This window comes from Methanolobus halotolerans, from assembly GCF_004745425.1.
GTDB classification, from domain to species: domain Archaea; phylum Halobacteriota; class Methanosarcinia; order Methanosarcinales; family Methanosarcinaceae; genus Methanolobus; species Methanolobus halotolerans.
The window spans coordinates 20989-44398 of record NZ_PGGK01000002.1 but is presented as its reverse complement, the minus strand read 5'-3'; the positions used below and the strand labels follow the sequence as shown (position 1 = coordinate 44398).

Here is a 23410-nt window from a genome sequence, read left to right as displayed (position 1 = left end):
CAGTCAGAACATCTATTTCATCAAAAAAAGGGGATCTTACGTGAGCAAGGACATGCTACTCTGGGATGAGACTTTGTTTAAGAACGGTGAAGTACTTGAACTTGACTATGTTCCTGAATACTTTGCGCACAGAGATTCCCAGATGCAGGCTCTCAAGTTCAGCCTGAAGCCTGCTATGAGGGGTATGAGGCCTGTTAACTGTCTTGTGAAGGGCCCCCCGGGCACCGGTAAGACTACTGCCGTCCTGAAAGTTTTCAGTGAAATGAAGGAACATGCTGGCAATGTTGTCTTTGTCAAGGTAAACTGCCAGATGGATTCCACGCGATTTGCAGTCGTATCCCGGATATATGAAAAACTTGTCAATATCAAACCACCCACCTCCGGCATTGCCTTCAGGAAGCTTTTTGATAAGGTCATAAAACAGCTTGTGGATTCCAATAAGATCCTTGTGGTAGCCCTTGATGACATCAACTACCTTTTCCATGAAGGGCATGCCGATGAGATTATGTATTCATTATTACGTGCACATGAACAGTATCCGGGGGTAAAGATAGCCGTCATTGCAATCATCAGTGATGTAGGAATCTCTCATCATTTCGATCCGCGTGTGGGTTCTGTTTTCCTGCCCGAGGAGGTCGAATTCCTCAGGTATGATGCGAATGAGATACGGGACATTGTAACCAACAGGATACAGCATGCCTTCTATCAGGATGTCGTGCCAGATGAGGTATGTGAGAGGGTTGTGGAATACGTGGATCTCACAGGCGATCTCAGGGTTGGTATCGATCTGCTGCGGCGTTCAGGTCTGAATGCAGAGCGCAGGGCAAGTCGCAAGATCTCATTAGAGGATGTGGAAAAGGCCTATGAAGCATCCAGGCTTATATATTTGTGTCGTAGCATACGTTCCCTTGCGGAACATGAAAAAACCCTTTTGGGCCTGATCGCAAAAGAGAATAATATGCAGGCCGGTGAACTCTACAAGTCTTTCCATGAGATCACGGGACTTGGTTACACCCGTTTTTATGAGATCATCGGGAAAATGAGCGATTCTCAACTACTGGATGCCGATTTTTCGGGAAAAGGTATGCGTGGCAGGACCAGGGTTATAAAGCCAAGGTATGAGCCTCAGGATATTCTGAAGTGCCTTGAGCAATAGCTCATTGGGATTTTGTTTTCAAGCTATACTTAGCTCGAGCTTATGCTTTATTTTTTCCAGCCCGGCATCAATGAGTCAAGCTTATCATGGTAATTTAAAATCAATATAATTAAAAAAGAATTAATGCTGCAAATAGATTTAGCAAAAAAAATGTTTAAGCGCAGATCAAACTGCGCTTCTTAAAATGTTATTTCTTTTGATGTGAACTTTACATCATGTCCATGCCGGGCATTCCGCCTGGTGGCATCCCTGGCACCATGTCTTCTGCAGAAGGTCCTCCGGGTCCCTGTCTGGATGCAATGATATCATCGATCCTCAGGATCATGACTGCGGATTCTGCTGCAGCGTTAACTGCCTGTGTCTTTACCCTGAGAGGCTCAACGACACCAGCTTCCCACATGTCTATTACCTCACCGGTGTAGACATTGAGGCCTGCTGTCTTCTGTCCTTTCTCGTGGTGTGCACGCAGTTCCATGAGCATGTCTATCGGATCAAGACCTGCGTTCTCTGCAAGGGTTCTTGGGACTATCTCGAGAGCTTCTGCGAAAGCCTTTACAGCAAGCTGCTCCCTGCCGCTGAGGGTTGATGCATATTCCTGAAGCCTGAGTGCAAGCTCGACTTCGGGTGATCCGCCGCCAGCTACAAGCTTTTCATCCTCTATGACTACACCTACTACTCTTAGTGCGTCATTGAGTGCCCTTTCGATATTGTCGATGACGTGCTCTGTACCGCCGCGCAGAAGGATGGAGACCGCCTTTGGATTGACACATCCTGTGACAAAGGTCATCTCGTCGCCGCCGATCTTCTTCTCTTCGACAACTTCTGCCTTTCCAAGGTCTGCTTCGGTGATCTCGTCAACATTGGTGACAAGTTTTGCACCGGTTGCTCTTGCAAGCTTCTGCATGTCGCTCTTCTTCACACGCCTGATGGCGAAGATACCTGCCTTTGCGAGGTAGTGCTGAGCCATGTCGTCAATGCCTTTCTGACAGAATACAACATTTGCACCGCATGCGACTATCTTTTCAACAAGGTCCTTGATCATCCTCTCTTCCTGGTCGAGGAAGGACTGGAGCTGCTCTGGTGACGTAATGGATATCTCTGCATCCACTTCTGTGTCTTTAAGCTCGATCGCAGTGTTGACAAGCAGGATCTTGGCATCGCTTACCTTCTTTGGCATGTTGGTGTGGACTCGCTCTTTGTCGATGATCATGCCTTCGATGAGCTTTGATTCCTCGATACGGGCACCGACCTTCTTCTCGATCTTGATGTTGTCCATGTCCACCTTGTTGTCTTCATCAACAATGCTTATGATGGCTGAAACTGCGATGTTTGAAAGTACTTCCTTGTTTGCTTCTGCACCCTTGCCTGTCATTGCAGTTCCGGAGATGTTCATGAGAATATCCCTGTTCTCCCTGGTAACTGACTTTGCAAGTGTCTGGATGATCTCTCCCGCCTTTTCCGAAGCCATTCTGTAACCAGAGGCAATGATCGTGGGGTGTATGTCCTGATCAATGAGTTCCTCAGCTTTCTTAAGAAGCTCACCGGCAATTACTGCAGCTGTGGTTGTACCGTCACCCACTTCATCATCCTGTGTCTTTGCGACTTCGACGATCATCTTTGCTGCGGGGTGCTCGATATCCATTTCTTTGAGAATGGTTGCACCGTCATTGGTAATGACAACATCTCCGAGACTGTCTACAAGCATCTTGTCCATTCCTTTTGGGCCAAGTGTTGTTCTTACAGCTTCAGCGACTGCTTTTGCAGCCATGATGTTATTGCTCTGTGCTTCTCTGCCTCTTGTTCTCTGGCTTCCTTCTCTTAATATGAAAATTGGCTGTCCAGCCATCTGTCCTGCCATTTGTTTCTGTCCTCCTAGTAATGGAAATTATAGAATAACTATTAATTCCGGTCGTTTTCTAATGAATGTAGTTCTATATAAGCGTATCGGTTATAGTCCATTTTTCTTGGAAAGGATTATGTGCCCGCAATGGTAGCGAATCCACTCATGGATCGTACGGAACAGGAATGATCTAATATAAAAAAGAGTGAGATAGACTCACTTAACAAGTGCCTTCGGAGATCTCTGAAGGAATCTTCTCTTAGCTCCGGATGAACTGTATCTCTGTGCCGGACCCGGGTGAGATTTTGTTGCCCTGGATTTCTGTACTTTTATTGTTCTACCTTTACGGCCTTTAACTTTGACCCATTCAATGCTGCCAGTTTTACCCATTATCAGTCCTCTGTATGATTCTAATATTCGATAATAATAACTAATTAAGGTTTGAGTTTACCAGTTAACGTAATGCTTCCTATTAAATCTTGCGGGAAATATCTTGATGTTTACGATGCGGTACCAAAATTGCTTTTAAGCCCGGGCCTCTATGCAGTTATCACAAAAGGAGTTGGTCAGCTTCAAAACATCAATAGATGAACAACTATCACTTGCAAGATTAGAGTTAAAGGAATTACAGGACTACCCGGATGAAGACCTCATTGCTACGATCAAAGAAGTTGGTTTTCATTGTGACCTCTGTGCACGCTGCTGCACACAGGAATTCAATGACCATGTGTTCCTTCTTGAGGAGGATGCGGATATTATCAGGCAGATCGATCCAACAAAGATGGAACCTGCACCATACTATGAACTATGTGACCAGAAAGGCAATTTCTATGTTTCGGGCTATGCGCTCAAGACAAAAGAGGATGGTTCTTGCACCTTTCTAGAAGGCAGACGCTGCACCATATACGACAGACGTCCTTCCATCTGCAGGCTGTATCCTTATATGTTGCATCTGGAAGCTGATGAGGAGGGTAACGTAGGGTGGAGGCAGATAAGCGGACTAAACCTCCATGGGTGCTACCATAATGATATTCGTGATGAGGAATGTAAAACAATAGCATCGGATGTAAAAGCATACGAGAGTTCTTTCCTGGAGCAAAAGATAGCATTCCTTGAAAAGGCAAGGCAACATTTCACGGATAAGAAACTCCGGCACGTACAGGGAGTATATGACCGGGAGATGAGGAGATTCAATAAAGGCGGGAATATAACTGTTTTTGTATTTTACGGGAAAGGCTTCAAAGATCATGAGGTTAAAACAGAGTAATCTCAGATGTAAATGAAGAAAACGAAGAGGTTATCCTGTCCGGAGGTATATAGTAGGAAAACAATTGACTTTTGAGGATCTGTCTGGTGAATTAATTGAGTCAGGATATTGTGCTAATACCAGACGAACAGGTCATTGTGCATGTACCAGGTTCATAATGCATAAACATTTAAAGCTTCAAGTTGCTTTTTTTTAAAATGAATAATCGGGAGCATTATCCGACTTATAATCAAAGTATGTAATGTGTGTGCTTAATTTCAGTTAAGGTATGCATAAATAGGCAGTAAAATAAATACATACTGCAATCTGGCTTGTCTGAATCATTATTATATTCTAGATGAAGGGCAGAAGATTGTAAGAGGGTTCACATACTTGAAAACGCCAATGTTCAAACTATTGGGTATATCAGAAGAGAAGAAGAATTTACTCTTGCTGTTGCATGAAGGCCAAAAGAAAAAAGAGACAATACTCCTGGCTATGGGAATGAGCCGACAGGCGCTGGTTCCTCATCTGCGGCTATTGGAGCAGAATGGTCTGATCACGAGTCAGGATGGTAGTTATGAACTGACAGGTGTGGGAAAAATAACTGTATGCGAAATGATACCTTTCCTTGAGACACTGGAATTCCTGGACAAGACTTCTAATCTCCTTGGAAAATACAAACTTGACTTCATTCCCTCAAATCTGCTTGAAAGATTCCATGAAATAGGCTCTTTGGAGTTGAAAGAACCTAAGCTTTCCGAGGTCCATGAGCCGGATAAGGAATTTATGAGTACGGTTTCGACCTCGTTTTCAGTCATAACCACTTTTTTGTATCCCACATTCCCTGATTTTACTTCAGAGATGATGGATAAGGGAGTGAAAGTATCTGTGATAATCAACCAGGCAATGTTTGAAAAATTAAAAACGGACAGGTATGCTGATTTCAAAAGGCTCGTAGAAAATAAATGTTCCGATGTATACCTGTATCCTGAAGATATTGGTTTCGTATCATTTTCACTGACAGACGCATGTATTATGTTCAGGCTATTGGGGGAGAACAACGGTTTTGACAACAAGCTGATTATGGCCTGCAATCAAAATGCAGTGGAATGGGGCAAGGAGTTATTCGAATACTACAAAGAGAGGTCAACTGTTATAACTGATGTCTGATTCGGGAAAAGCTATCTTTTTCCTGAATCTCATGACCATGAACCTGTAGCTTTTCCTTCCAACGCCATCTTTCCCAGCACCTTCTTGAAACGGTCACTTACAACGGAAGGAATGGCATGCTCATAAGGTGTTCCTGGCAGGGGTGTGAGGTAGTGTGCATGTACATTACCTCCTTTTTTGGATATCCATTTAATCATCTCAAGACTTTTGTCCTGTTCCTCTTCGGTCTCATCCGGGTATCCTACGATAAAATCAACCACCGGAATTATACCATGCTTAAAACACAGTTCTATTCCTCTGAAGGTATCTTCTGTGGTATGCCCTCTCCATATCTCTTTCAGGATGCGGTCACTTCCTGACTGTGCACCCAGGTTCAATCTGGTGTTGTCACAATATTTCGTTATCATTTCAATTGATTCTTCGGTAATGAACTCCGGTCTGACCTCGGAAGGGAATGTTCCGAAATAGATCTTTTTGCCGTCGATACGATGAAGAGATGAGAGAAGTTTCTCTACCTTGTCAAATCTTGGGTGTATGCCGTCACTTCCGTAGGCAAGTGCATTGGAGGAAGTGAACCTGAGATCATTATAGTATTGCGCGAACTTCACAATAGAGTCGATACTCCTGTGTCGGACCTTGCCCCCGAAAATACGTGGGGTCTGGCAATACTTGCATCGGAAAGGACACCCTCTGCTAATCTCCAGGGGGGCCATTAACCTGTCAGGATCAAAACACGGATACATATCAAGGTCAACGGGTCCCCTGTTTTCTGTGAAGACTGGATTGCCTGTTACATCTTTGTATGCGATTCCTTTAACTTTGCTGGTATCTTTTCCTGATCTCAGAGCCTTTACAAGCTCCGGCAGCGTTTGCTCGCCTTCTCCGATGACCACATAATCAAAATAAGAAAGGGTCTCCTCAGGTGCACCGGAAGGGTGTGGTCCGCCGGCTATGAAAACAGAGTCAGTGCTGGCATTTTCAACTTCCCTGAAAACAGGTGTCTTCTGACGGGAAGCAAAACTGTAGATCATTAACCCGTTTTCCGGCTTCTTCACCATTTGCGCATCCGGGAAGAGCGGTGTGAGTGCAGCAAGGCTATAGGAATTCTTCCTGTTCCGGCGAAAATTGATATCCATGTTCAGCGAAAGTCTGTGAGGATGGTCAATTGTCGGTTTCCACGCATCCGGTGCTGCCATCAACCTTTACGTGATCTCCGTTTTTCAGGATATCAAAAGGGTCCTTTTCCATCTTATCCACCAGAGGTATGCCCGAAATTATTGCACCTACTGCTACAATGGGTTCAGACTCGGTGTTTATCATGGCGGCCGGTGCGACATCATTCTTGATAAGTTGGTAAAGGACATAGGAGCCCACAGTTGATCCTTTCCCGTGAGGAAACACCAGTACCCTGTCCTTGATGCATTGTCCGTATAGTTCATGCTCGGTTTCCACGATAGTTCCTGTATTCGGATCGACGTTGCCAAGGAACGATATCGGATCATGTGTGAGGAGCACTTCACCTTCGGCAGTTCCTCTGGAAATGCTCCTGCATTTAATTCTCATGAGTAATACCTGCCTCTTTGATACATTGTTCGATACTTCCGTACCTTGCGGCAACCTTGCACATGCTTGGAACGTATGCAAGTGCTTTTCCTGAACTAACCATCATTGCCTGATAATTATTTGCCGCAGGCGATACTACCATGCATGTATCACACACGACTTTAGCCCCGCTCTTTTCAATAATATTCACATGGTCGGCACACCTTTGTGCAACTTCCCTGGAAGTGCAGACCCACATCTCTTTTTTTATACTTTTGCCCTCAAGCAGTTCTGCAATGTATTTCAGTTCCCCTGGTGAGCAATGCGGGCAACCAATTGTGATTATGTCCGTATTGAGTTTTCCTTGTGTAAATTCGGCCGATGCTTCATATACATCTTTTATCTGTTGCTTTTCGATAGTGATGTTCTCATGGGGCTTTTCAAAGTTCGACCTGACTGCTTCAGGTGTGACACCATTAACGTGATAAAGCGCAACGGCTCCGGAAGCTGCAAGTGCTGCACCCAGTGTTTTAAGTTCATCGTTTGAAGGTTCACCTTTCAAGAAAAAGATCGGCACCCGACTGCCAATTGCCTTTCCTGCTATGTAGCCCAGGGCGCCGTAATCAGAGTCGGAGAGTTCACAGTCTACTGTAACTGCGATCACAGGCTCTCGCATCTCATCAAGGTGGTACCCGTAATTAGCGGTTTTCCCGATAAGTGCAGCAGAGAGTGCGGAAGGTCCGCCCTCCCTATTAGTTCTCGCACCGATGACAGAATTTGCGTAGGAAACGGCGGACGATTCGCTCCATGCCAGATGGTCTCCTAGACCTGCATTGAAGCCCTCAAGGTAGTAGGGTGTACAGGTGCATTTTGTCCGGATGCCAAGGCTTTCATAGGCATTTATTATCTCCTGCTGCTTTGTAGCGAAATTCTGCTCAATTCCCATCTCTTTCCAGCGCAGCAGATCCATACCAGCCGGATTGAGTATTGCAGGGACCCTGACTTTGCCTTCAAGGTCGGAGATCCATTCCAGTCCTGCATCCCCGATGGTCTTGTAGGATACACCGGCAATCTGGGCGCTTTTGATGGGTATCAGGCTGTCAGCCCCGTATATGTCTCCCAGCGCTACAAGTATTTCAATTGCTTTCCGGAGGGTCTCTCCGTACTCCCCATCAAGGGTTCTTTGCTCTTCCTTCGTAAGGTACATTGGAATCCCGACCTTTGACTTTTATATTTTTATGATTTATTTAGGTAGGTCACTCAGGCATCTTCGCCCTTTCAAAGTTCTGTGCCTCGGCCAGCACCTTCGTTGCATCGATGCCGACCTTTGTGGTGGTCCCGTCCGGTGCTCCTCTGGGGTCAAGGGAACTTCCGCGGACATTGGGTATTATCATAATGTCCATGTCTCCCTTCACCCTGGTGGCAATGGCAAATTCCACGTCCTTCATGTCAAATATGTCAATGTCCTCATCAACCACAACCACATGCTTCAGGCTGGTGTGGCTGGCAAAGGCCGCCATGATCGCATTCTTTCCATCCCCTTCTGTCTGTTTCTCTATCTGGACGACAGCATGCAGGTAACAGCAACCGCCTTCTGTGAGTACTACATTTTTCACAGTCGTAACCTCGCTCACGGCATTGTATATCCGGGGTTCATAAGGTACCCCCATCATGAGCAGATGTTCGGGTCCTGCAGGTAGTATTCCATGGTATATGGGGTCCCTGCGGTGCAGTATCCTGGTGATGTGTATGACAGGTTCCTTCCTGACAAGGTCATATGTGCCGGTAATATCAACAAAAGGACCCTCATCCACACGTTCTTCGGGGTCTATGTATCCTTCAAGAACGATTTCTGCATGTGGAACCTTTATTCCGTTACTGCATTCGAATAGTTCGATGGTTTTGCCTTTGAGGGCTGCTGCATAGTTAAATTCTTTTCCGGTAGGCACTCGTGTAGTGGAGGCGTAGGTAATTGCCGGATCGGCTCCTAGAACAATTGCTACGCGCAGTTTTTCTCCATTTTCTGCAGCTTTCCTGTGCAGTACAAAAGTATGTCTGGGGGCTACCAGTCTTGCAGCGATCCTGGTCTTATCGACCACAAGCATTCTGTGAATAGCGGCATTCATAGTCCCGTCGTATTCGGTAACAACAACCCCTGCGGTGATATAGGGGCCTGCATCCTTCTCAAAATGTGTCATTATGGGTAGTTTTGTGAGGTCAATGTCGGTCTCCACAACCTCTTTTGTAGGGGAGTCATCTACCAGGACAACCTCGCCATCCGGACTGATCTCAGAAAGCTTCTGTATTATCATGTCCTTTTCCACACCGAACATAGCTGCGAGTTCATCCCTGGAACCGAGGACATTCATAATGGCACGGTTGCCATCTATATTATGGAACAGTACGGGAGCATTGGTCTGTTTTGCGATAATTGGAGCTTCGAACAACTTCGAAACAGGACGTGTGATCTCGACCAGTTTCCCGCTTTTTTGGAGTTTTTCGATAAATTCTCTCATAGTATCATCCATGTTACAGGTATATGGATAGATAAAGGAAATTGCTGCTTTAAATCATTATCTTAACTGTCTGACAGGGATGCAGGACTTATTCTAAAAAAATATCTTATTCGGTGTGCTGTTGTAATAAGCCTGTTTGAAAAAAAGATGTTTTTCTCCCAGGAATCTAAACTGAGATTATAATCTGTCTTCTTAAGCCTGATGTCTCACTTTTCAGCAGGCCTTATCTCTTCCGGAAACCACTCCCACATGTCCTTCGGCAGATTGGATCTGACATCCTTAAGCTCTCCGGCACCCATATGATTGTACATGACCCTGAGAACCGCCCGTATGATCATTCCCAGGTCCAGGTCGGGATCCAGGTCGAACTGTTCATGGACTTTCCTTGCAAACTCCACTTTTGAGTATTTCTCAGGCTTACCCACAGGTTTCCATCCGTCATAATACACTCCTTTTAACGGAAGTGGTAACTGTGCCGCAAGCTGGGCGGATTCTTCAATTGGCAACCTGTCCCTTAAAGCATGCAGAGTACCTCTCAAGGCCTGATATGCACTGATCTTGCTTTGCCATTGCAGTTGCTTAAGGATATCGTTGAGCCATATATTGGTTGTATCTATACTGTTGTCAAGGTTGCTTACTCCAGTAGTCACTTGTATCTCATCCCCGCTGATTTTCAATATCTATAGGCACATTAAACCTATGTTTGTTTACTCTATATAACCATATCTAAGAACAAAAATAATAGAAAAAAACGGAGTTCCTATGTGGCCTCAATATGTGGCATGATAATAACCCTTATTCCTGGTCAGCTTTACAGGCAGCCCGAAAAGGCCTGACAGATTCTCTTCGCTGAGAATCTCTTCCTTTCTACCATCTGCGAAGACCTTTCCATCCTTCAGCAATACGACCCGGCCTATCTCAGGTATGATGTCGTCCAGATCATGTGTCACAAGAACTATGCTCTTTCCGCAAGATACTATCTTCCTTGTCAGTTCTCTGAACTGGTGATGGCTTTTCATATCCAAGCTGTTCGCAGGTTCGTCCAGCACGAGGATATGGGGTTCGTGGACAAGAGCTCTTCCGACAAGTGTCCTTCTAGCTTCACCGGTGGACATTTCCGATATTAACTTGTCCGATAGCCCCGATATTCCAAGAAACTCCATAAGCTCATAAGCCGTTCTTACCATTTCCAGCGTGATATTGTGGTTGGGATAAATACCGATACTGCTGAAAAAACCGGACAGTACAACTTCAAAGCCGTTGATATCCCTGTTGTACTCGAACTGAAGGTCTCCTGAAACTATTCCCATAAGATCTCTCAGGTCAAAGATATTCCATGTTTGCTTTCCCATGATCCTGAGGACCATGTCCCTGCTGTCCGCACGTGGACGGTAGTCACCCGTGATCACTTTTATGAGTGATGATTTACCTGAACCGTTGGGCCCTATCAGGGCAATATTCTCTCCCCTGTTTATCTTGAGGTCCACAGAGTCCAGTATATTCCTGTCATTCCGGGATACCGTCACATTTCGCATCTCAATGAGGGGTATTTCCGGTTCGGTCATCTTTTTTGCTGGGGGCATTTTCAGTCACATTTCAGTTCTAAGAATTGGATTAGCTTAAGAATCGGATTAGCTTTTCTGTAAAATCTGCTAAGAGCAATAAACTTTTGTAAAAATGACAGGTGTGCTGTGATCACATCTCAGTGGATACTGTTCCTGATCAACTGTGAGATTAGGGACCAATTACAAAAAAACTGCTCTCCAGAAAAGCTATCAGAACCGATAGATACAAACAAAAAAGTAATTACGATCAAGATCTGGCAATATATCTGAGAATATTTTATATGCTTCATTTCGAATGTGAACATCGGGGATTTGCAGGGGCCAAAAAGCGTGCATTTATATAGTATCAGGTAGTGTATGTAAATAATAGTTCGATTGCTCAACGATTTAATAAAGGGTTACTAATTTTTGTGTGCTTCTTTTAACAATTGATGGGACAGTTAGAGTTAGTCGTATCGGAATGAGAGGCCTGATCATGATCAGGTAATACAAGTCATGCGAAAATTCTCAATCCTGGTATATGCCAGGGGAACTAAATAAAACTTAAGGAGATAAAAATATGGGATACGATAACAGAGGCGGAAAAGGTAGAAGCGGTGGCTTTAACTCAAGCGGTCCAAGAGAAATGCACAAAGCAACATGCTCAGACTGTAAACAGGAAACTGAAGTACCATTCAAGCCATCCGGCGACCGACCTGTCTACTGCAGGGAATGCTTCCAGAAGCACAGACCAGCAAGATATTAGATTCTATTGCAATAGAATCTTAAATATTTTTAGAAAATGGTAGGTGTCTGACGGTCAATTTGCTTTGATCGTTTCAGCCTGCTTGGTTTTTTTTAAATTCTTGTTTTTAAATGATTTCTGCAACTTAACCTGGAGAGGAATATAGATATGAAAATTGAAAATGTGTTATGTCCTGGCTGTGGTTCTCAAATCCTTGCAACAATACCTATGGGTCAGTGCATCGTTTGTGTTTCAATAAGTTCTGGTAATCCGGTTGATTTTGGAGCGATATATAAGTCCGCATCAAGATGTACCAGTTGCCAAAAGAGTTTTGCATGCTACACCCGGAATCTGTGATAAAGCAGACAGCTCATATTAATCATTTAACCAGTCTGCCGGTTGATGCGGTAAAACATGTGTTTAGTGAATCTCTTTTACCCTTCCTACCCTGCCATCTTCCAATTGCACTTTAATTCCATGCGGATGAGATGAGGATTTTGTCAGGATTCTCTTGACAACACCCCTGGTTATTTTCCCACTTCTCTGGTCTTGCTTTAAGACTATACCCACACTTGATCCGATATTGATGTTGCTTCTGTTACTGCCTGTATTCATGTTCATGTAGTTCCATGGTAATGTAAAAATAGATACCGGTTACCAGATTAAAAAAGTATTTGTGTTTCCCGTAAGCATTCTTCCAGTTCTTCAGCGATCTTCAAAAATTCCTTATATCCATATCCTGATATACTGCATTGACTGGTTATACTTTATTTGTATCGGTTTTTGCCGTCCTATCTGAGATTTTAATCGATCATCTGGATGTTGGTCATTTATTGATTATAAGGCAATATGAATATCTGATAGATCGTTCGGTCAGGAATACGACAAAAGTTGCACCGGAGGCATTTATTGTATTCTTAAAGAATGAGAAGCCTCGAGCGTGATTTGAACACGCGACCTAGTGATTACAAATCACTCGCTCTGCCGGGCTGAGCCATCGAGGCATATCTGATTGCGCATTCCACATCTTTTTATGGAAAGCATTCCCTTACATACAATAATAGCAGATAAATTTTATGGTAATATTGCCGGAGATGTTCCATGTGGCGTGAAATATCCAGGATAGGGAAAAAACTTGTAGATACCGGTCTGGTGGAATCCCACTTCGGGAACATCAGCGTGAGGATAGGCAGCAGGATGTTGATCACCAGGAGCGGCTCTGCACTTGATGAGATATCAGAGGACAGCGTTGTGGAGGTAGGGCTTGACAGGACATGTGCCCTTGACATTATCGCATCTTCCGAGGCTGTCGTGCATCGTGCGATCTACAGTAACACGCCAGCGCTTGCGATCGTACATGCTCACTGCCCATTCGCGGTAACTATGTCCCTGCTTTGCAGGAATGGTGCAATTGAGCCGGTTGATAGTGAAGGGCAGTATTTCCTGGGGGACATTCCTGTTGTCAGAGGTGGAATCGGTTCAAGTGAACTTGCAGGCAATATTTCTTTGGCACTTGCATCTCACAGGGCCGCCATAATTCACAGCCATGGGACCTTTGCCATCGGGCGCGTGCTGGATGAGGCCTATGTCATGACAACTCAGGTGGAGCATTCCTGCAAGATAAAGTACTGGTACGACCTTGCACGCAATCGCTGAAATTGTCGGTTCTCCTGTCATGCTCGTTCTTGCGCACCTCTTATATACTGGGTCGATCTCAGTTAAATCCCGGAAAACATTAAATCAGAAAAGAGTTCATTAAGTACAATACCCATGACTTCCAACGCTCTCAGACCCTTTGCCCTCAAATATCTGGAACCTATGGCAAAACTTACAGCAAACGCCGGTATAAGTCCGAATGCCATTTCCATACTTTCCCTTATTTTTGCCGTGCTTTCCGGTGTACTGTTCTATTACTCCGGGGAGAGCGTCTCGATAGTTATAGCTGCGGGTCTGATGGTTGCATTGAACTCACTGCTTGATGCAATGGATGGCCTGATGGCACGTCATCTGGGAATCTCAAGTCCGAAGGGTGATTTCCTGGACCATGTGATAGACCGTTATGCAGACATCTTTATCATATGCGGCATATTCTTTGGCGGTTATGTTCACTGGCAGATAGGTGTTGCAGCAATAGTGGGTGTTCAGATCACAAGTTACCTGGGCACACAGGCTCAGGCGCTGAACCTCGGGCGTTACTACGGTGGTATCATCGGAAGGGCTGATCGTCTCATCCTCGTAATGCTGGCATCCTTCATTTACGCGATATATCCTGCAGAAGTATACGGACTGTCATCTCTTGGATGGGTAATTATCATCATCGGAGTGGGAAGCCACATCACGGCGTTCCAAAGGATATCTCACATATGGAAACAGCTCAATGTATGATTATTAGTTGCCAGCCGGCACTTCTCAGTTGCCGTATAGATAAATAAATTCAGGAGTAAATTCTCTATTATGGAAGAAAGATTCGAATATCTGGAACATACAGCAGATGCAAAGTTCAGGGCGTATGGAAAAACTATCGAAGAAGCCTTTGAGAATGCAGCCTTTGCTATGTTCAATGTAATGATCGATACCGATACGGTGGTAAATGAGGTTTCCCAGGAGATTGAACTGAACTCTGAAGATATCGAAGCCCTTCTCTTTAACTGGCTCTCGGAACTTCTTTTCGTTTTCGAGGTCGAGAACCTTGTTTTCGGGAAATTCATTGTTGACAGGGTGGAACAGGATGAGGTCGGCTGGCACATATATGCAAAAGCTGTGGGTGAAGAGATCGATCTTTCCAAACACAAGTTCGACACTGAGGTCAAGGCTGCAACCTATAATGACATGAGGATTGAACAAATATCAGACGGATGGATGATACAGGCAACAGTGGATACATGATATCCTGAATTATTCCTCTCTGTTTCTCATAATAAAAGGGCCGCTTGTTGGCTGTATGCAATCTGGCAGGCAATATCTCTTTTTCTTATCATCAACACATTCATACGTACAGAACAATATAGTCCAAGCTATAATCTCATCACAGAGGAAAGATCAGATGTCAGAAGAAAATGAAACTTCGGTTTTCGATGTGCTTAAGAAAATCAATGATAATGCATGGGAGGTGCCCGTAGGCTTCAAGCCTGGGATGAACGTTCCCGGACGGATCTTTGTATCGGAGTCGCTTCTTCATCTTCTTGATATGGGGACTCTTGACCAGGTGGCAAACGTTGCTATCCTGCCGGGAATACAGAGATACTCGATGGCCATGCCCGATGCCCATCTGGGTTATGGTTTTCCTATCGGGGGTGTCGCTGCATTCGATAAGCATTCCGGGATAATCAGTCCCGGGGGCGTAGGTTTCGATATAAATTGCGGAGTGCGTCTGATACGCTCCAATCTCACTGAACAGGATGTACGCCCGAAGCTCTCAGGGCTGCTGGACGAACTATTTGAAGTCATTCCCACAGGTGTAGGTTCTAAGGGTCGTCTGAAAGTCTCGGATGCTGAGTTGGACGATATCTTTGTCCATGGTGTGCAGTGGGCTGTAGATAACGGCTATGGGGTCAAGGCCGATATCGGACACTGTGAAAGCAAAGGACAGATGTCAGGTGCCGACCCTTCCACGGTAAGTCTGCGGGCCCGTAAACGTGGGAGGCCCCAGATAGGCACTCTTGGAAGTGGCAACCATTTCCTTGAAGTGCAGTATATTGATAAGATATATGACGAAGAGGCTGCTTCTGCAATGGGTCTCAGGGAAGGGCAGGTGACCTTCATGATACACTGCGGTTCACGTGGTGCAGGTCACCAGATATGTACTGACCACCTGCAGGTACTGGCTCAGGCTTCGAAAAAGTATGGGATTCCTCTGCCTGACAAACAGCTTGCTTGTGCTCCGGCACAGTCTAAGGAAGCACAGGACTACTTCAAGGCGATGGTATGCGCAGCTAACTATGCCTGGGTTAACAGACATGTGATAATGCACTGGACCCGTGAGGTCTTCGAACGTCATTTTGCAGCCGATCATGGTGACCTTGGTCTTGACCTGGTCTACGATGTGGCACATAACATTGCCAAACTTGAAGAACATAAGATCAACGGAAAGAACACAGAGGTTTACGTGCACAGGAAAGGAGCCACACGTGCCTTCCCGCCGGGCCATCCTGACCTGCCGGAAGACTATCTTGTTGTGGGCCAGCCTGTATTGATCCCCGGGAGCATGGGAACACCTTCTTATGTGCTGTGCAGCACGGAAGATTCAATGGATATAAGTTTCGGCAGTGCCTGCCACGGTGCAGGCCGTGTCATGAGTCGCAAGCATGCTAAAAAGGAACTGATCGGTGAAGATATAAGGGATGAGTTAAGTTCCAGGGGCATCCTGGTCCGGGCAACACAACCTTCCCTGATAGCCGAGGAAGCTCCTGCTGTCTATAAATCAAGCAGTGAGGTCGTGGACGTTGTTCATGATCTGGGGATTGCCAGAAAGGTTGCCCGGCTCCTGCCTATGGGGGTAATAAAAGGTTAATCTCTTTTTCTTCTTTTCCTTTTTAAATATGAAATCTTAAAACAATATTTAAAAATATGAATCATACAACGGCTTTATTTTTAATACGATATAAGAATATTTTATAAGGATATGTAATCAGGATACATTCAGAATGAGCAATGAGGAAGCGGGGTTTGTTTGAGGGGATGAATGGTTTTGCTTGGTTACAATTACTATACTTTGAATACAGCTACAAGCAGTTAATCCGCTTCCTCAGCTTATAATTAGTCATTATTATATATAAATCTGTTCGATATTCTTTATATACATTTTCTGATTCTATGCGGGGTATTTTTATCCATGGACCGCTATCAATTTAATACTTATACTTTATTTAGCATCTATGACTGATATTGATAAAAATCTAAAAAGAGTCCGTATAATGGCTGATTTCCAGTTTGGAAAAGGATGTGGGGATGTCTTTTTTCCAGAAGGTGTGAGTTTCAGGCTTTCGAAGACCAAAAGAGTAAGGCAGGTCTTTAACGAGGGCGAACATATTGCAACGGTGCGGGCAAAGGACGGTATGCTGACCCTTGGTATGGAAGGTGCCCGCACACTTCATGAATACTTCTCTTCACCTGCAAGACGGGTAGTGGTCTGTGAAGATGCAGTGCCCTTTGTGGCCAAAGGTAAGACTGCATTTGCAAAACACGTTCTGGCCATTGATCCTGAACTGCGTGCGGGGGATGAGGTAGTCGTCGTAAGTGAATCTGATGAACTGCTGGCAACAGGACAGTTGATCTTCTCTCCCTTTGAAATAGGTTCTCTGGACAAGGGAGCAGCGGTTGACGTCAGGCGTGGCAAGGACCAATCCTGATATCATATCAACGAATATATCATAAATAATGTGCTTAAAGCATAAAATTAAAATAATAGCAAGCTGATAAAAATGGACTAATATAGCTATGCCTTCAAAAAAAGCTTATCTGTCTCCGGAGCGTGAAAACATAGAAGAGGAATTTTTCAAGACCTTTGTTGTTCCGGATAAAACCAGAATGGAAGAACACACGATCGTTGTAGACGGAGATATCATTGTTGGAAACCATTCCGAGATCAAATACGGCATAATTTCCAATTCATCCATACTGGGAGAAAGGGTACAGCTTTCGGGGGATCTGATCTCCAGGGCAGATGTGAGGATAGATATCTGGTCACAGATGGGCGGAAATGTAAAGACCGATTCAAACGCCTATATCGGTGAGTTCGTTACGATAGATGGCAAACTTGTCGTGAAAGGGGATCTGGATATCGGTAACGATGTCAGGATAAACGGAGGCTTCGAGGCAAGGGGCTGGATAGTTGTACGTAATCCTATTCCGGTAATGGTCTATCTTTTCCTCTACATAAGTGAACTTTTAAGGCTTGGAAAGGACGAAGAGGTTGAAAAGGCTTTAGAAGATCTCTTTGATGACGAGGATCTCGAATCAATAGGTGCCAACAGCATGATCATTCCCAATGGTTCCAGGATCTCCATGGATGCGATCAGGGTACCTTCAAAGGCAGTCATCGGAAATGATTGCCGGCTTGTTGGCAACATCCGTGCCACTTCTCTGGAAATGGCAGATCGGACAACCCTCTACGGAAGTATCCGCACCATTCAGGATGTAGTGCTGGGCAAAAATGACATAATCCACGGGAACATCATTTCAAGAGGAACTGTTTACATTGCCGAAGATACTCATGTATTGGGTGAGATAAATGCTCAGGCCATAAAGATACATGAGAGCGCACGTGTCGATGGTGTTATGCGCGCACCTGACGGTATCGTATTCGAAAGAGAGGAAGAGAGGATCCCGGGCGAAAAAGAACTGCTGGAACTGAATGTTTGAAAAACTGTTGAGATACCAACATAAAATGTATTCAAGGGGCTGGTTATGAATTCCATTGGTATATTCAATTTTCTTGATCTTGCAATCAGATTATCTATTGTTATAGTTGCGCTGTTACTCTCCAACTTACTGATAAGGATCGATGCGGACGTCATACGCTCGCGGATATATGTTTCTTTCAGAACGATCAAAAAGTACTTTGTATTACTGACTGTGGGCTTTCTGCTATATCTTGCTGATGCTTATATCAGTATAAGTGAACCGGTTGCAGTATCAGGCGGCGAGCACGATATATTAATAGGGATGACACTGACAACATTCCAGGTACTGATCCTTGTCTTCCTTGTTAATCTCTATGTGGTCATAAGGGTTCCTGACAGAAGGATACTTTGAGTCTGGAACCCTAACATCTTTTTCTAACTTTGCTTGCATTCAGGTGCTAAAAACTTTATATTTTCCCTGAATTTCAAGAGCCAGCTTTAATACTATATTCAATATTATAGTGCAAAAGGTGTTTTAATGACAGGGAATACTACTTTACAATCATCGGATCATGGATCTATCATCAGGAAGGACGCTAAATATGTAATGCAGAACTATGGACGCTATAAAATCGTACTTTCCAGCGGAAACGGTTGTGTTGTCCGGGATGTCAGTGGCAGGGAATACATTGATTGTGTCGCAGGAATAGCTGTTAACAATATTGGCCATTGTCACCCGAAACATGTGGAAGCTATCAAAGAACAGGCTGAGAAACTCATCCATGTTTCAAATCTATATTATACCGAACCCCAGGCCGAACTTGCGGAACAGCTTGCAGGTATCACCGGTATGTCCAGGGTATTCTTCTGTAATTCAGGAACAGAGGCAGTAGAGGCTGCAATGAAACTTGCACGTGTGACTACCGGCAAGACTGATTTTGTGGCGGTGGAACACTCTTTCCACGGCAGGACCATGGGTTCTCTTTCGGTGACCTATAAGGACATATATCGCAACCCATTCAAGCCGCTGGTGCAGGAAGAGATGTTCGTGCCGTATGATGATTCAGATGCAATCGCTGATGCCATCACCGATAAGACCGCAGCGGTCATAGTCGAACCCATCCAGGGGGAAGGAGGTATAAATGTCCCGTCGGACAGGTACCTTCAGGATATTCGCAGTATATGTGACGAGACCGGAACACTTCTTATCTTTGATGAGGTTCAGACAGGTTTTGGACGGACCGGTAAATGGTTCTGCAAGGAACACTCCGGAGTCGAGCCGGATATCATGACAATGGCGAAGGCAATGGGGGGAGGATTCCCAATGGGTGCCATTGCCGCACGTGAGGGTATATCCTTTGATAAGGGCCAGCATGCCGCCACCTTCGGAGGGAGTCCTCTTGCATGTGCTGCAGCCCTGGCCTCCATCAGGGTGATACGTGAGGAAGGTCTTATTAAACGCTCACAAGAAATGGGTGATTATTTCATGGGTCGACTCCGGAACATGTCTTTGGATGGTGTTGTTGATGTGCGTGGACGCGGACTTATGATCGGTGTGGAGCTTGATCGCAAATGTGCGGACATAGTCGAGTACTGTATGGAAAATGGCGTGCTTTTGAACTGTACCTCGGAGAAGGTGCTGCGTATCGCTCCTCCTCTGACAATAAACAAGGGGCAGATCGATTCGGTGGTGGATGTACTTGAGCAGGCCTGAACTGATCAAACCTGAAATAACCGGAATTGCCGAATATGTTCCTGGAAGGTCTATCGAGGAGATTGCCCGCAAGTATGATCTGGATCCGGCTTCAATCATAAAACTGGGTTCCAATGAGAATGTGCTGGGCCCATCTCCCAAGGCAGTCGAGACTATGATCGCCTGTGCAGAAAAAGTGAACATATATCCCTCTGCAGATGCATCCGAACTGGTGGATGCAATCTCTGTCTACACGGGTTTCCCTGCAGAGAACATATGTGCTGCAGGCCCGGGTATGGATGGCCTGCTGGACAACCTCATGAGATTGCTGATCTCGCCAGGTGATGAGATCATTATTCCGGTCCCGACATTCTCCTATTATGAGGTCGCTGCTCGCGCAAACGGAGCACTCCCCGTTCATGTGGACCTGGGTGAGGGTCTTGAGCTGGATGCTGATGCAGTGATAAAGGCCGAATCAGCGCGAACAAAGGTGATATTCCTGTGCTCTCCCAACAATCCAACGGGAAAACAGGTTACTGAGGAGGATCTTCGCCGTATACTGGAGCACACTCGGGGACTGGTCTTTGTGGATGAGGCCTATGTGGAATTTGCAGACCGCAATTTCGCACATTTTGTGAACGAGTACGATAATATTATTGTCGGCAGGACCTTATCCAAGGCATTCGGGCTTGCAGGTATGAGGCTGGGGTACGGTATCATGCCCGCATGGCTCAAACAGCAGTACATGAAGATCGCAACACCTTTCAATATCAGCGTGCCGTCGATAGTAGCCGGCGTTGCAGCACTGTCGGATAATGATTACCTGCAGGAGAGCATACTTTGTGCCAGGGAGGGGCGTGATTTTCTTAAGGAGCATATCCCTTTCAGGGTATATGGATCCCAGGCGAACTTCGTGCTGGTGGATGTTGCGCCCCTTGCGTCGGGTGATGTCGCAGAGGCCTTGTTGAAAAAAGGTCTGATCATAAGGGATTGCCGTTCTTTTAAAGGTGCAGGGGCTTCTCTAATCCGCGTGACGGTGGGCACAACCGATCAGAACAAAAAGGTAGTTGAGGCATTTGAAGAAGTTTCAGCTCTGATTTGAGCTGTAAACTTTATCTATTTTCATGAGTGGGTAGTCAAGTTCCAGGTCGTATGCAAGACTTACGTCTGCCATGATCGTCTTGTAGCAAATTGTTATTCTGACATCCAGCATGCGTCCTTCAAGTTCGCAATATCCGAACTCTCCGTTCACTTTTGAAGTAATGGCCTCCCTGTCAATGGACACAGTTATGTCCCTGGCGAATGGCTGGACTGAGATACTCTCCTGTATTGCCATTTCAAGGCTTTTCACGGTTTTAAGGTTGACAGGAGAACCTGTGAACTGGTGGTAAAGGGCGCCCAGTTTTATACCCGCCTCAAATAATGCATTATCTCTATCAGTTATCATGTCTGTATCCTTCATGCTTTCACAAAGTTCTTTTTATTGCAGGGGATATTACATAGAGCAACATGATCCCCAGTAACAGAGTTGCCATCGAATGCGTGTAAGTCAGGTCCACTATATAGGACAAGATGGCCACTCCAAAAAGCAAGGCTACCGGTGTTATAAGTTCAGGCTTTCTTACTTTCATGTATGTAAACTTGCTGATCATTAGTAATCCGATGACAAAAGCAAGTATAGTTGCAAGGTCAGCGTAAAAATAGTTTTCACCTGTCAGCACATACGCTGAAAGGATTATGCCTCCGGCGGTGATGGGCAACCCTTTGAAAGAAGGAAAACCCTGATGCGATGTGTTGAACCTTGCCAGCCTCAGTATCCCGCAGAAGAAGTAAAAGCAAAGTGCTGTAAGAAGCAGGTAGTTTGCTTCATCGCCTGCGAACGAGTATACTATGGCAACAGGTGCAAGTCCGAATGAGATGATATCGGCAAGGGAATCGAGGTTCGCTCCTATATCACTTCCTGAGAAAAGCCTCGACAGGTATCCGTCAATACCATCAGCTGCAGCAGCCGCAAGTATCAGTATGGGTGCCAGATAGGTAAAACCCTCCTGGATAAGGATCACGGCCAGCAGCCCGCACAGGGAATTAAAGAGTGTTGCGAGGTCGGCTAATTTTAAATTCCGGAATATATTTTCACTTCCCATTGTCGTTTGCCCGGGCTATCACCGTTATCCCTGCAAAGACCCTGTTTCCTTTTTTGCAGGCTATCTCGAAGTTCTCGGGAATTGTTACATCGACTCTTGACCCGAAACGTATCATTCCGAATCGTTCACCCTGGGTCATATAATCTCCTTCCCTGACATATGAGATTATTCTCCGGGTTACGGTTCCTGCTATTTGTATCACTTCCACCAGTCCATGCTCTGTCTCTATAAGTATGTGACTGCGTTCGTTCCTTTCGGAATCTTTGCAGAATGCAGGTATATATCCTCCTTTCTTATGTATTATCGAGAGTACCTTCCCGGTCATGGGTGCCCTGTTAACATGTACGTTCTGGAAATTCATAAATATGCATATCTTCCTTTCCCGGACGTCTACTATTTTTCCGTCTGCAGGTGCAAGCATGACATTATCACATTGTTTGATATTCCTTTCCGGATCCCGGAAAAAGAATAAAAAGAATACTGTGGTAGCTATTCCTAACAGTGCTATCTTATCCGTATGCGGCCAGCTTAAAAAAAAATGAGCAATGGTAGCAAATATACTGATAGCAACTGCAGTTGCTATCCAGGGAGCCGAGCCTTTTGCAAGCATCTAATTATTTCCTACTACTTTTTTTAATAAATTCTGGATAAATCCGATAACCAAGAACCATACTCCCTCTATAAGTTCTGCTAGTTCGGGAAGGATGCGCATGACCACATAGGCTATTGCAAAAAGGGCGATACCCGACCCTATCTTCGCAATGGTGTGGTGGGCTATATCAAAGCTGTTAGGACCGAACCACTGGTATGAATAAGCAACGATGACAAATACGTCCCTTATTATATTTAATCCGTATATAACAGGCACAGAGACAAGGAACGCCTTGGCATGCTTTTTAAATGGTGCATTCACAGAAGCTATAAGGCCGATGAAAAGTGCGATACTTTCAATAGCTGTACAGGCAAGTATGATCTCTACCTGATACCCGTTAAGTCCTATCTTATTCCAGGCTGTCATTTCTGCCGGCAGGTTCAGCAAATGAAGTGTCCAGAATACATTATCCGTAACAAGAGAAATTATCCATATATTGAGGGACTCCATCTGCGCAAAAGGGAAGTAGAACAATGAGCCCAAAGCTGTTGCGCTTGTGGCCATGGATGTCACATCGGAAGATATGTTTTTCAGGGCATCGGGGTCTCTGTACTCCTTGAACATGGTGTGTGCTATTATGAGGCAAATCAAAGCCACAGTTATGACCAGTACAACATTGAAGTAATCAGATATCTCTATATAATGCACTGGCTGGTAGAACCAGTGTATTGCAAAGAATACCCAGCCTGCTGCTCCCAGCAGTTTACGCAAGTTGTTTTTTCTGGACGTCAGTGAACTGGCGAGCATCAATGCCACCGCGACCCAAAGTACATTTTCTATCATTTACAAGCACCTTTAATAGGTATGCGCTCTATATA

General features: G+C 45.1%; 26 protein-coding genes and 1 tRNA gene. 13 read left to right on the top strand and 14 right to left on the bottom strand.

Features of this window, described 5'->3' with window-relative positions:
• The first annotated feature begins 40 nt into the window (after positions 1 to 40).
• The gene (locus CUN85_RS01805) at positions 41 to 1156 is read left to right on the top strand and encodes an ORC1-type DNA replication protein (protein ID WP_205804324.1); all 1116 of its coding nucleotides are present in this window, start codon (positions 41 to 43) and stop codon (positions 1154 to 1156) included.
• A gap of 208 nt (positions 1157 to 1364) precedes the next feature.
• On the opposite strand, the gene thsA is transcribed toward CUN85_RS01805, so the two are convergent.
• On the bottom strand, positions 1365 to 3014 hold the full coding sequence (gene thsA, locus CUN85_RS01800) for a thermosome subunit alpha (RefSeq protein ID WP_205804322.1): 1650 nt from the start codon (positions 3012 to 3014) through the stop codon (positions 1365 to 1367).
• Between the two features lie 198 nt (positions 3015 to 3212).
• A complete protein-coding gene (locus CUN85_RS12890; RefSeq protein ID WP_167848755.1) occupies positions 3213 to 3386 on the bottom strand; it encodes a DUF5350 domain-containing protein in 174 nt (57 codons plus the stop codon).
• A gap of 151 nt (positions 3387 to 3537) precedes the next feature.
• Here CUN85_RS12890 and CUN85_RS01795 point away from each other — a divergent pair, with 151 nt between their 5' ends.
• Both CUN85_RS01795 and CUN85_RS01790 read left to right on the top strand, forming a co-directional pair.
• Complete coding sequence (locus CUN85_RS01795) at positions 3538 to 4263, top strand: YkgJ family cysteine cluster protein (RefSeq protein ID WP_135388443.1); 726 nt, start codon at positions 3538 to 3540, stop codon at positions 4261 to 4263.
• Positions 4264 to 4647: 384 nt separating this feature from the next.
• Positions 4648 to 5415, top strand: a complete 768-nt coding sequence (locus tag CUN85_RS01790; RefSeq protein ID WP_135388442.1) for a helix-turn-helix transcriptional regulator — start codon at positions 4648 to 4650, stop codon at positions 5413 to 5415.
• A gap of 29 nt (positions 5416 to 5444) precedes the next feature.
• On the opposite strand, the gene CUN85_RS01785 is transcribed toward CUN85_RS01790, so the two are convergent.
• From CUN85_RS01785 to CUN85_RS01760, 6 genes are all read right to left on the bottom strand, one after another.
• Positions 5445 to 6551, bottom strand: coding sequence for a TIGR04013 family B12-binding domain/radical SAM domain-containing protein (locus CUN85_RS01785; RefSeq protein ID WP_135388876.1), 1107 nt, complete (start codon positions 6549 to 6551; stop codon positions 5445 to 5447).
• Between the two features lie 25 nt (positions 6552 to 6576).
• A complete protein-coding gene (locus CUN85_RS01780) occupies positions 6577 to 6978 on the bottom strand; it encodes a DUF126 domain-containing protein (protein WP_135388441.1) in 402 nt (133 codons plus the stop codon).
• A complete protein-coding gene (locus tag CUN85_RS01775; protein ID WP_135388440.1) occupies positions 6968 to 8164 on the bottom strand; it encodes an aconitase X in 1197 nt (398 codons plus the stop codon). The genes CUN85_RS01780 and CUN85_RS01775 overlap by 11 nt, the downstream gene beginning before the upstream one ends.
• Before the next feature lie 49 nt (positions 8165 to 8213).
• Complete coding sequence (locus CUN85_RS01770; protein ID WP_205804320.1) at positions 8214 to 9473, bottom strand: UbiD family decarboxylase; 1260 nt, start codon at positions 9471 to 9473, stop codon at positions 8214 to 8216.
• A 206-nt stretch (positions 9474 to 9679) separates the two neighbouring features.
• Complete coding sequence (locus CUN85_RS01765; protein ID WP_167848754.1) at positions 9680 to 10123, bottom strand: DUF2267 domain-containing protein; 444 nt, start codon at positions 10121 to 10123, stop codon at positions 9680 to 9682.
• Between the two features lie 120 nt (positions 10124 to 10243).
• A complete protein-coding gene (locus CUN85_RS01760; RefSeq protein ID WP_135388436.1) occupies positions 10244 to 11056 on the bottom strand; it encodes an ABC transporter ATP-binding protein in 813 nt (270 codons plus the stop codon).
• A gap of 541 nt (positions 11057 to 11597) precedes the next feature.
• Between CUN85_RS01760 and CUN85_RS01755 the strand changes: the two genes are divergently transcribed.
• Positions 11598 to 11783: a CxxC-x17-CxxC domain-containing protein gene (locus CUN85_RS01755; protein ID WP_135388434.1), complete on the top strand. Its 186-nt coding sequence runs from the start codon at positions 11598 to 11600 to the stop codon at positions 11781 to 11783.
• A 399-nt stretch (positions 11784 to 12182) separates the two neighbouring features.
• Here CUN85_RS01755 and CUN85_RS01745 read toward each other — a convergent pair whose 3' ends face one another.
• Together CUN85_RS01745 and CUN85_RS01740 are read right to left on the bottom strand one after the other, a co-directional pair.
• Positions 12183 to 12377, bottom strand: a complete 195-nt coding sequence (locus tag CUN85_RS01745; RefSeq protein WP_135388875.1) for a YwbE family protein — start codon at positions 12375 to 12377, stop codon at positions 12183 to 12185.
• Between the two features lie 315 nt (positions 12378 to 12692).
• Positions 12693 to 12766 (bottom strand) — tRNA-Thr (locus tag CUN85_RS01740).
• Positions 12767 to 12863: 97 nt separating this feature from the next.
• Between CUN85_RS01740 and CUN85_RS01735 the strand changes: the two genes are divergently transcribed.
• The 9 genes from CUN85_RS01735 (at position 12864) to hisC (ending at position 20898) form a co-directional block, all read left to right on the top strand.
• Positions 12864 to 13418 carry an aldolase gene (locus tag CUN85_RS01735; RefSeq protein WP_135388431.1) on the top strand — a complete coding sequence of 185 codons (555 nt, stop codon included), beginning with the start codon at positions 12864 to 12866 and terminating at the stop codon, positions 13416 to 13418.
• 114 nt (positions 13419 to 13532) lie between these two features.
• Positions 13533 to 14147 carry a CDP-alcohol phosphatidyltransferase family protein gene (locus tag CUN85_RS01730; protein WP_135388429.1) on the top strand — a complete coding sequence of 205 codons (615 nt, stop codon included), beginning with the start codon at positions 13533 to 13535 and terminating at the stop codon, positions 14145 to 14147.
• A 69-nt stretch (positions 14148 to 14216) separates the two neighbouring features.
• Complete coding sequence (locus CUN85_RS01725; RefSeq protein ID WP_135388428.1) at positions 14217 to 14648, top strand: archease; 432 nt, start codon at positions 14217 to 14219, stop codon at positions 14646 to 14648.
• A 157-nt stretch (positions 14649 to 14805) separates the two neighbouring features.
• Positions 14806 to 16272 carry an RtcB family protein gene (locus CUN85_RS01720; RefSeq protein ID WP_135388427.1) on the top strand — a complete coding sequence of 489 codons (1467 nt, stop codon included), beginning with the start codon at positions 14806 to 14808 and terminating at the stop codon, positions 16270 to 16272.
• A 364-nt stretch (positions 16273 to 16636) separates the two neighbouring features.
• A complete protein-coding gene (locus CUN85_RS01715; protein ID WP_235856149.1) occupies positions 16637 to 17110 on the top strand; it encodes a PUA domain-containing protein in 474 nt (157 codons plus the stop codon).
• Between the two features lie 88 nt (positions 17111 to 17198).
• A complete protein-coding gene (locus CUN85_RS01710; RefSeq protein WP_135388426.1) occupies positions 17199 to 18122 on the top strand; it encodes a polymer-forming cytoskeletal protein in 924 nt (307 codons plus the stop codon).
• A gap of 45 nt (positions 18123 to 18167) precedes the next feature.
• Positions 18168 to 18515 (top strand): hypothetical protein, encoded by a 348-nt coding sequence (locus CUN85_RS01705; RefSeq protein WP_135388424.1) that lies wholly within the window; start codon positions 18168 to 18170, stop codon positions 18513 to 18515.
• Between the two features lie 126 nt (positions 18516 to 18641).
• Positions 18642 to 19817, top strand: a complete 1176-nt coding sequence (locus tag CUN85_RS01700) for an acetylornithine transaminase (RefSeq protein WP_135388422.1) — start codon at positions 18642 to 18644, stop codon at positions 19815 to 19817.
• Positions 19798 to 20898, top strand: coding sequence for a histidinol-phosphate transaminase (gene hisC / locus CUN85_RS01695; RefSeq protein WP_394346213.1), 1101 nt, complete (start codon positions 19798 to 19800; stop codon positions 20896 to 20898). The genes CUN85_RS01700 and hisC overlap by 20 nt, the downstream gene beginning before the upstream one ends.
• On the opposite strand, the gene CUN85_RS01690 is transcribed toward hisC, so the two are convergent.
• The 4 genes from CUN85_RS01690 to artA are packed head-to-tail and all read right to left on the bottom strand — an operon-like array spanning position 20884 to position 23375.
• Positions 20884 to 21258, bottom strand: a complete 375-nt coding sequence (locus tag CUN85_RS01690; RefSeq protein ID WP_135388418.1) for a dihydroneopterin aldolase family protein — start codon at positions 21256 to 21258, stop codon at positions 20884 to 20886. The two genes, hisC and CUN85_RS01690, sit on opposite strands and share 15 nt — an antisense overlap.
• A 4-nt stretch (positions 21259 to 21262) precedes the next feature.
• Positions 21263 to 21940, bottom strand: a complete 678-nt coding sequence (locus CUN85_RS01685; RefSeq protein WP_135388416.1) for an archaetidylserine synthase — start codon at positions 21938 to 21940, stop codon at positions 21263 to 21265.
• Positions 21930 to 22550, bottom strand: a complete 621-nt coding sequence (locus tag CUN85_RS01680; RefSeq protein WP_135388414.1) for a phosphatidylserine decarboxylase — start codon at positions 22548 to 22550, stop codon at positions 21930 to 21932. Before CUN85_RS01680 ends, CUN85_RS01685 begins: the two co-directional genes overlap by 11 nt.
• Positions 22551 to 23375 carry an archaeosortase A gene (gene artA, locus CUN85_RS01675; protein WP_135388412.1) on the bottom strand — a complete coding sequence of 275 codons (825 nt, stop codon included), beginning with the start codon at positions 23373 to 23375 and terminating at the stop codon, positions 22551 to 22553.
• Between the last annotated feature and the right edge of the window lie 35 nt (positions 23376 to 23410).

What these genes read in the sequence shown, in the direction of transcription:
- CUN85_RS01735 (WP_135388431.1), top strand. Translation starts at nt 12,864, where the DNA reads ATGTGGCGTGAAATATCCAGGATAGGGAAAAAACTTGTAGATACCGGT.
- thsA (WP_205804322.1), bottom strand. Translation starts at nt 3,014, where the DNA reads ATGGCAGGACAGATGGCTGGACAGCCAATTTTCATATTAAGAGAAGGA.
- CUN85_RS01690 (WP_135388418.1), bottom strand. Translation starts at nt 21,258, where the DNA reads ATGAAGGATACAGACATGATAACTGATAGAGATAATGCATTATTTGAG.
- CUN85_RS01770 (WP_205804320.1), bottom strand. Translation starts at nt 9,473, where the DNA reads ATGAGAGAATTTATCGAAAAACTCCAAAAAAGCGGGAAACTGGTCGAG.
- CUN85_RS01775 (WP_135388440.1), bottom strand. Translation starts at nt 8,164, where the DNA reads ATGTACCTTACGAAGGAAGAGCAAAGAACCCTTGATGGGGAGTACGGA.
- CUN85_RS01780 (WP_135388441.1), bottom strand. Translation starts at nt 6,978, where the DNA reads ATGAGAATTAAATGCAGGAGCATTTCCAGAGGAACTGCCGAAGGTGAA.
- CUN85_RS01795 (WP_135388443.1), top strand. Translation starts at nt 3,538, where the DNA reads ATGCAGTTATCACAAAAGGAGTTGGTCAGCTTCAAAACATCAATAGAT.
- CUN85_RS01710 (WP_135388426.1), top strand. Translation starts at nt 17,199, where the DNA reads ATGCCTTCAAAAAAAGCTTATCTGTCTCCGGAGCGTGAAAACATAGAA.
- CUN85_RS01785 (WP_135388876.1), bottom strand. Translation starts at nt 6,551, where the DNA reads ATGGATATCAATTTTCGCCGGAACAGGAAGAATTCCTATAGCCTTGCT.
- CUN85_RS01790 (WP_135388442.1), top strand. Translation starts at nt 4,648, where the DNA reads ATGTTCAAACTATTGGGTATATCAGAAGAGAAGAAGAATTTACTCTTG.
- CUN85_RS12890 (WP_167848755.1), bottom strand. Translation starts at nt 3,386, where the DNA reads ATGGGTAAAACTGGCAGCATTGAATGGGTCAAAGTTAAAGGCCGTAAA.
- CUN85_RS01685 (WP_135388416.1), bottom strand. Translation starts at nt 21,940, where the DNA reads ATGGGAAGTGAAAATATATTCCGGAATTTAAAATTAGCCGACCTCGCA.
- CUN85_RS01680 (WP_135388414.1), bottom strand. Translation starts at nt 22,550, where the DNA reads ATGCTTGCAAAAGGCTCGGCTCCCTGGATAGCAACTGCAGTTGCTATC.
- CUN85_RS01725 (WP_135388428.1), top strand. Translation starts at nt 14,217, where the DNA reads ATGGAAGAAAGATTCGAATATCTGGAACATACAGCAGATGCAAAGTTC.
- CUN85_RS01715 (WP_235856149.1), top strand. Translation starts at nt 16,637, where the DNA reads ATGACTGATATTGATAAAAATCTAAAAAGAGTCCGTATAATGGCTGAT.
- CUN85_RS01730 (WP_135388429.1), top strand. Translation starts at nt 13,533, where the DNA reads ATGACTTCCAACGCTCTCAGACCCTTTGCCCTCAAATATCTGGAACCT.
- artA (WP_135388412.1), bottom strand. Translation starts at nt 23,375, where the DNA reads ATGATAGAAAATGTACTTTGGGTCGCGGTGGCATTGATGCTCGCCAGT.
- CUN85_RS01760 (WP_135388436.1), bottom strand. Translation starts at nt 11,056, where the DNA reads ATGCCCCCAGCAAAAAAGATGACCGAACCGGAAATACCCCTCATTGAG.
- CUN85_RS01755 (WP_135388434.1), top strand. Translation starts at nt 11,598, where the DNA reads ATGGGATACGATAACAGAGGCGGAAAAGGTAGAAGCGGTGGCTTTAAC.
- CUN85_RS01720 (WP_135388427.1), top strand. Translation starts at nt 14,806, where the DNA reads ATGTCAGAAGAAAATGAAACTTCGGTTTTCGATGTGCTTAAGAAAATC.
- CUN85_RS01700 (WP_135388422.1), top strand. Translation starts at nt 18,642, where the DNA reads ATGACAGGGAATACTACTTTACAATCATCGGATCATGGATCTATCATC.
- CUN85_RS01745 (WP_135388875.1), bottom strand. Translation starts at nt 12,377, where the DNA reads ATGAATACAGGCAGTAACAGAAGCAACATCAATATCGGATCAAGTGTG.
- CUN85_RS01705 (WP_135388424.1), top strand. Translation starts at nt 18,168, where the DNA reads ATGAATTCCATTGGTATATTCAATTTTCTTGATCTTGCAATCAGATTA.
- hisC (WP_394346213.1), top strand. Translation starts at nt 19,798, where the DNA reads ATGTACTTGAGCAGGCCTGAACTGATCAAACCTGAAATAACCGGAATT.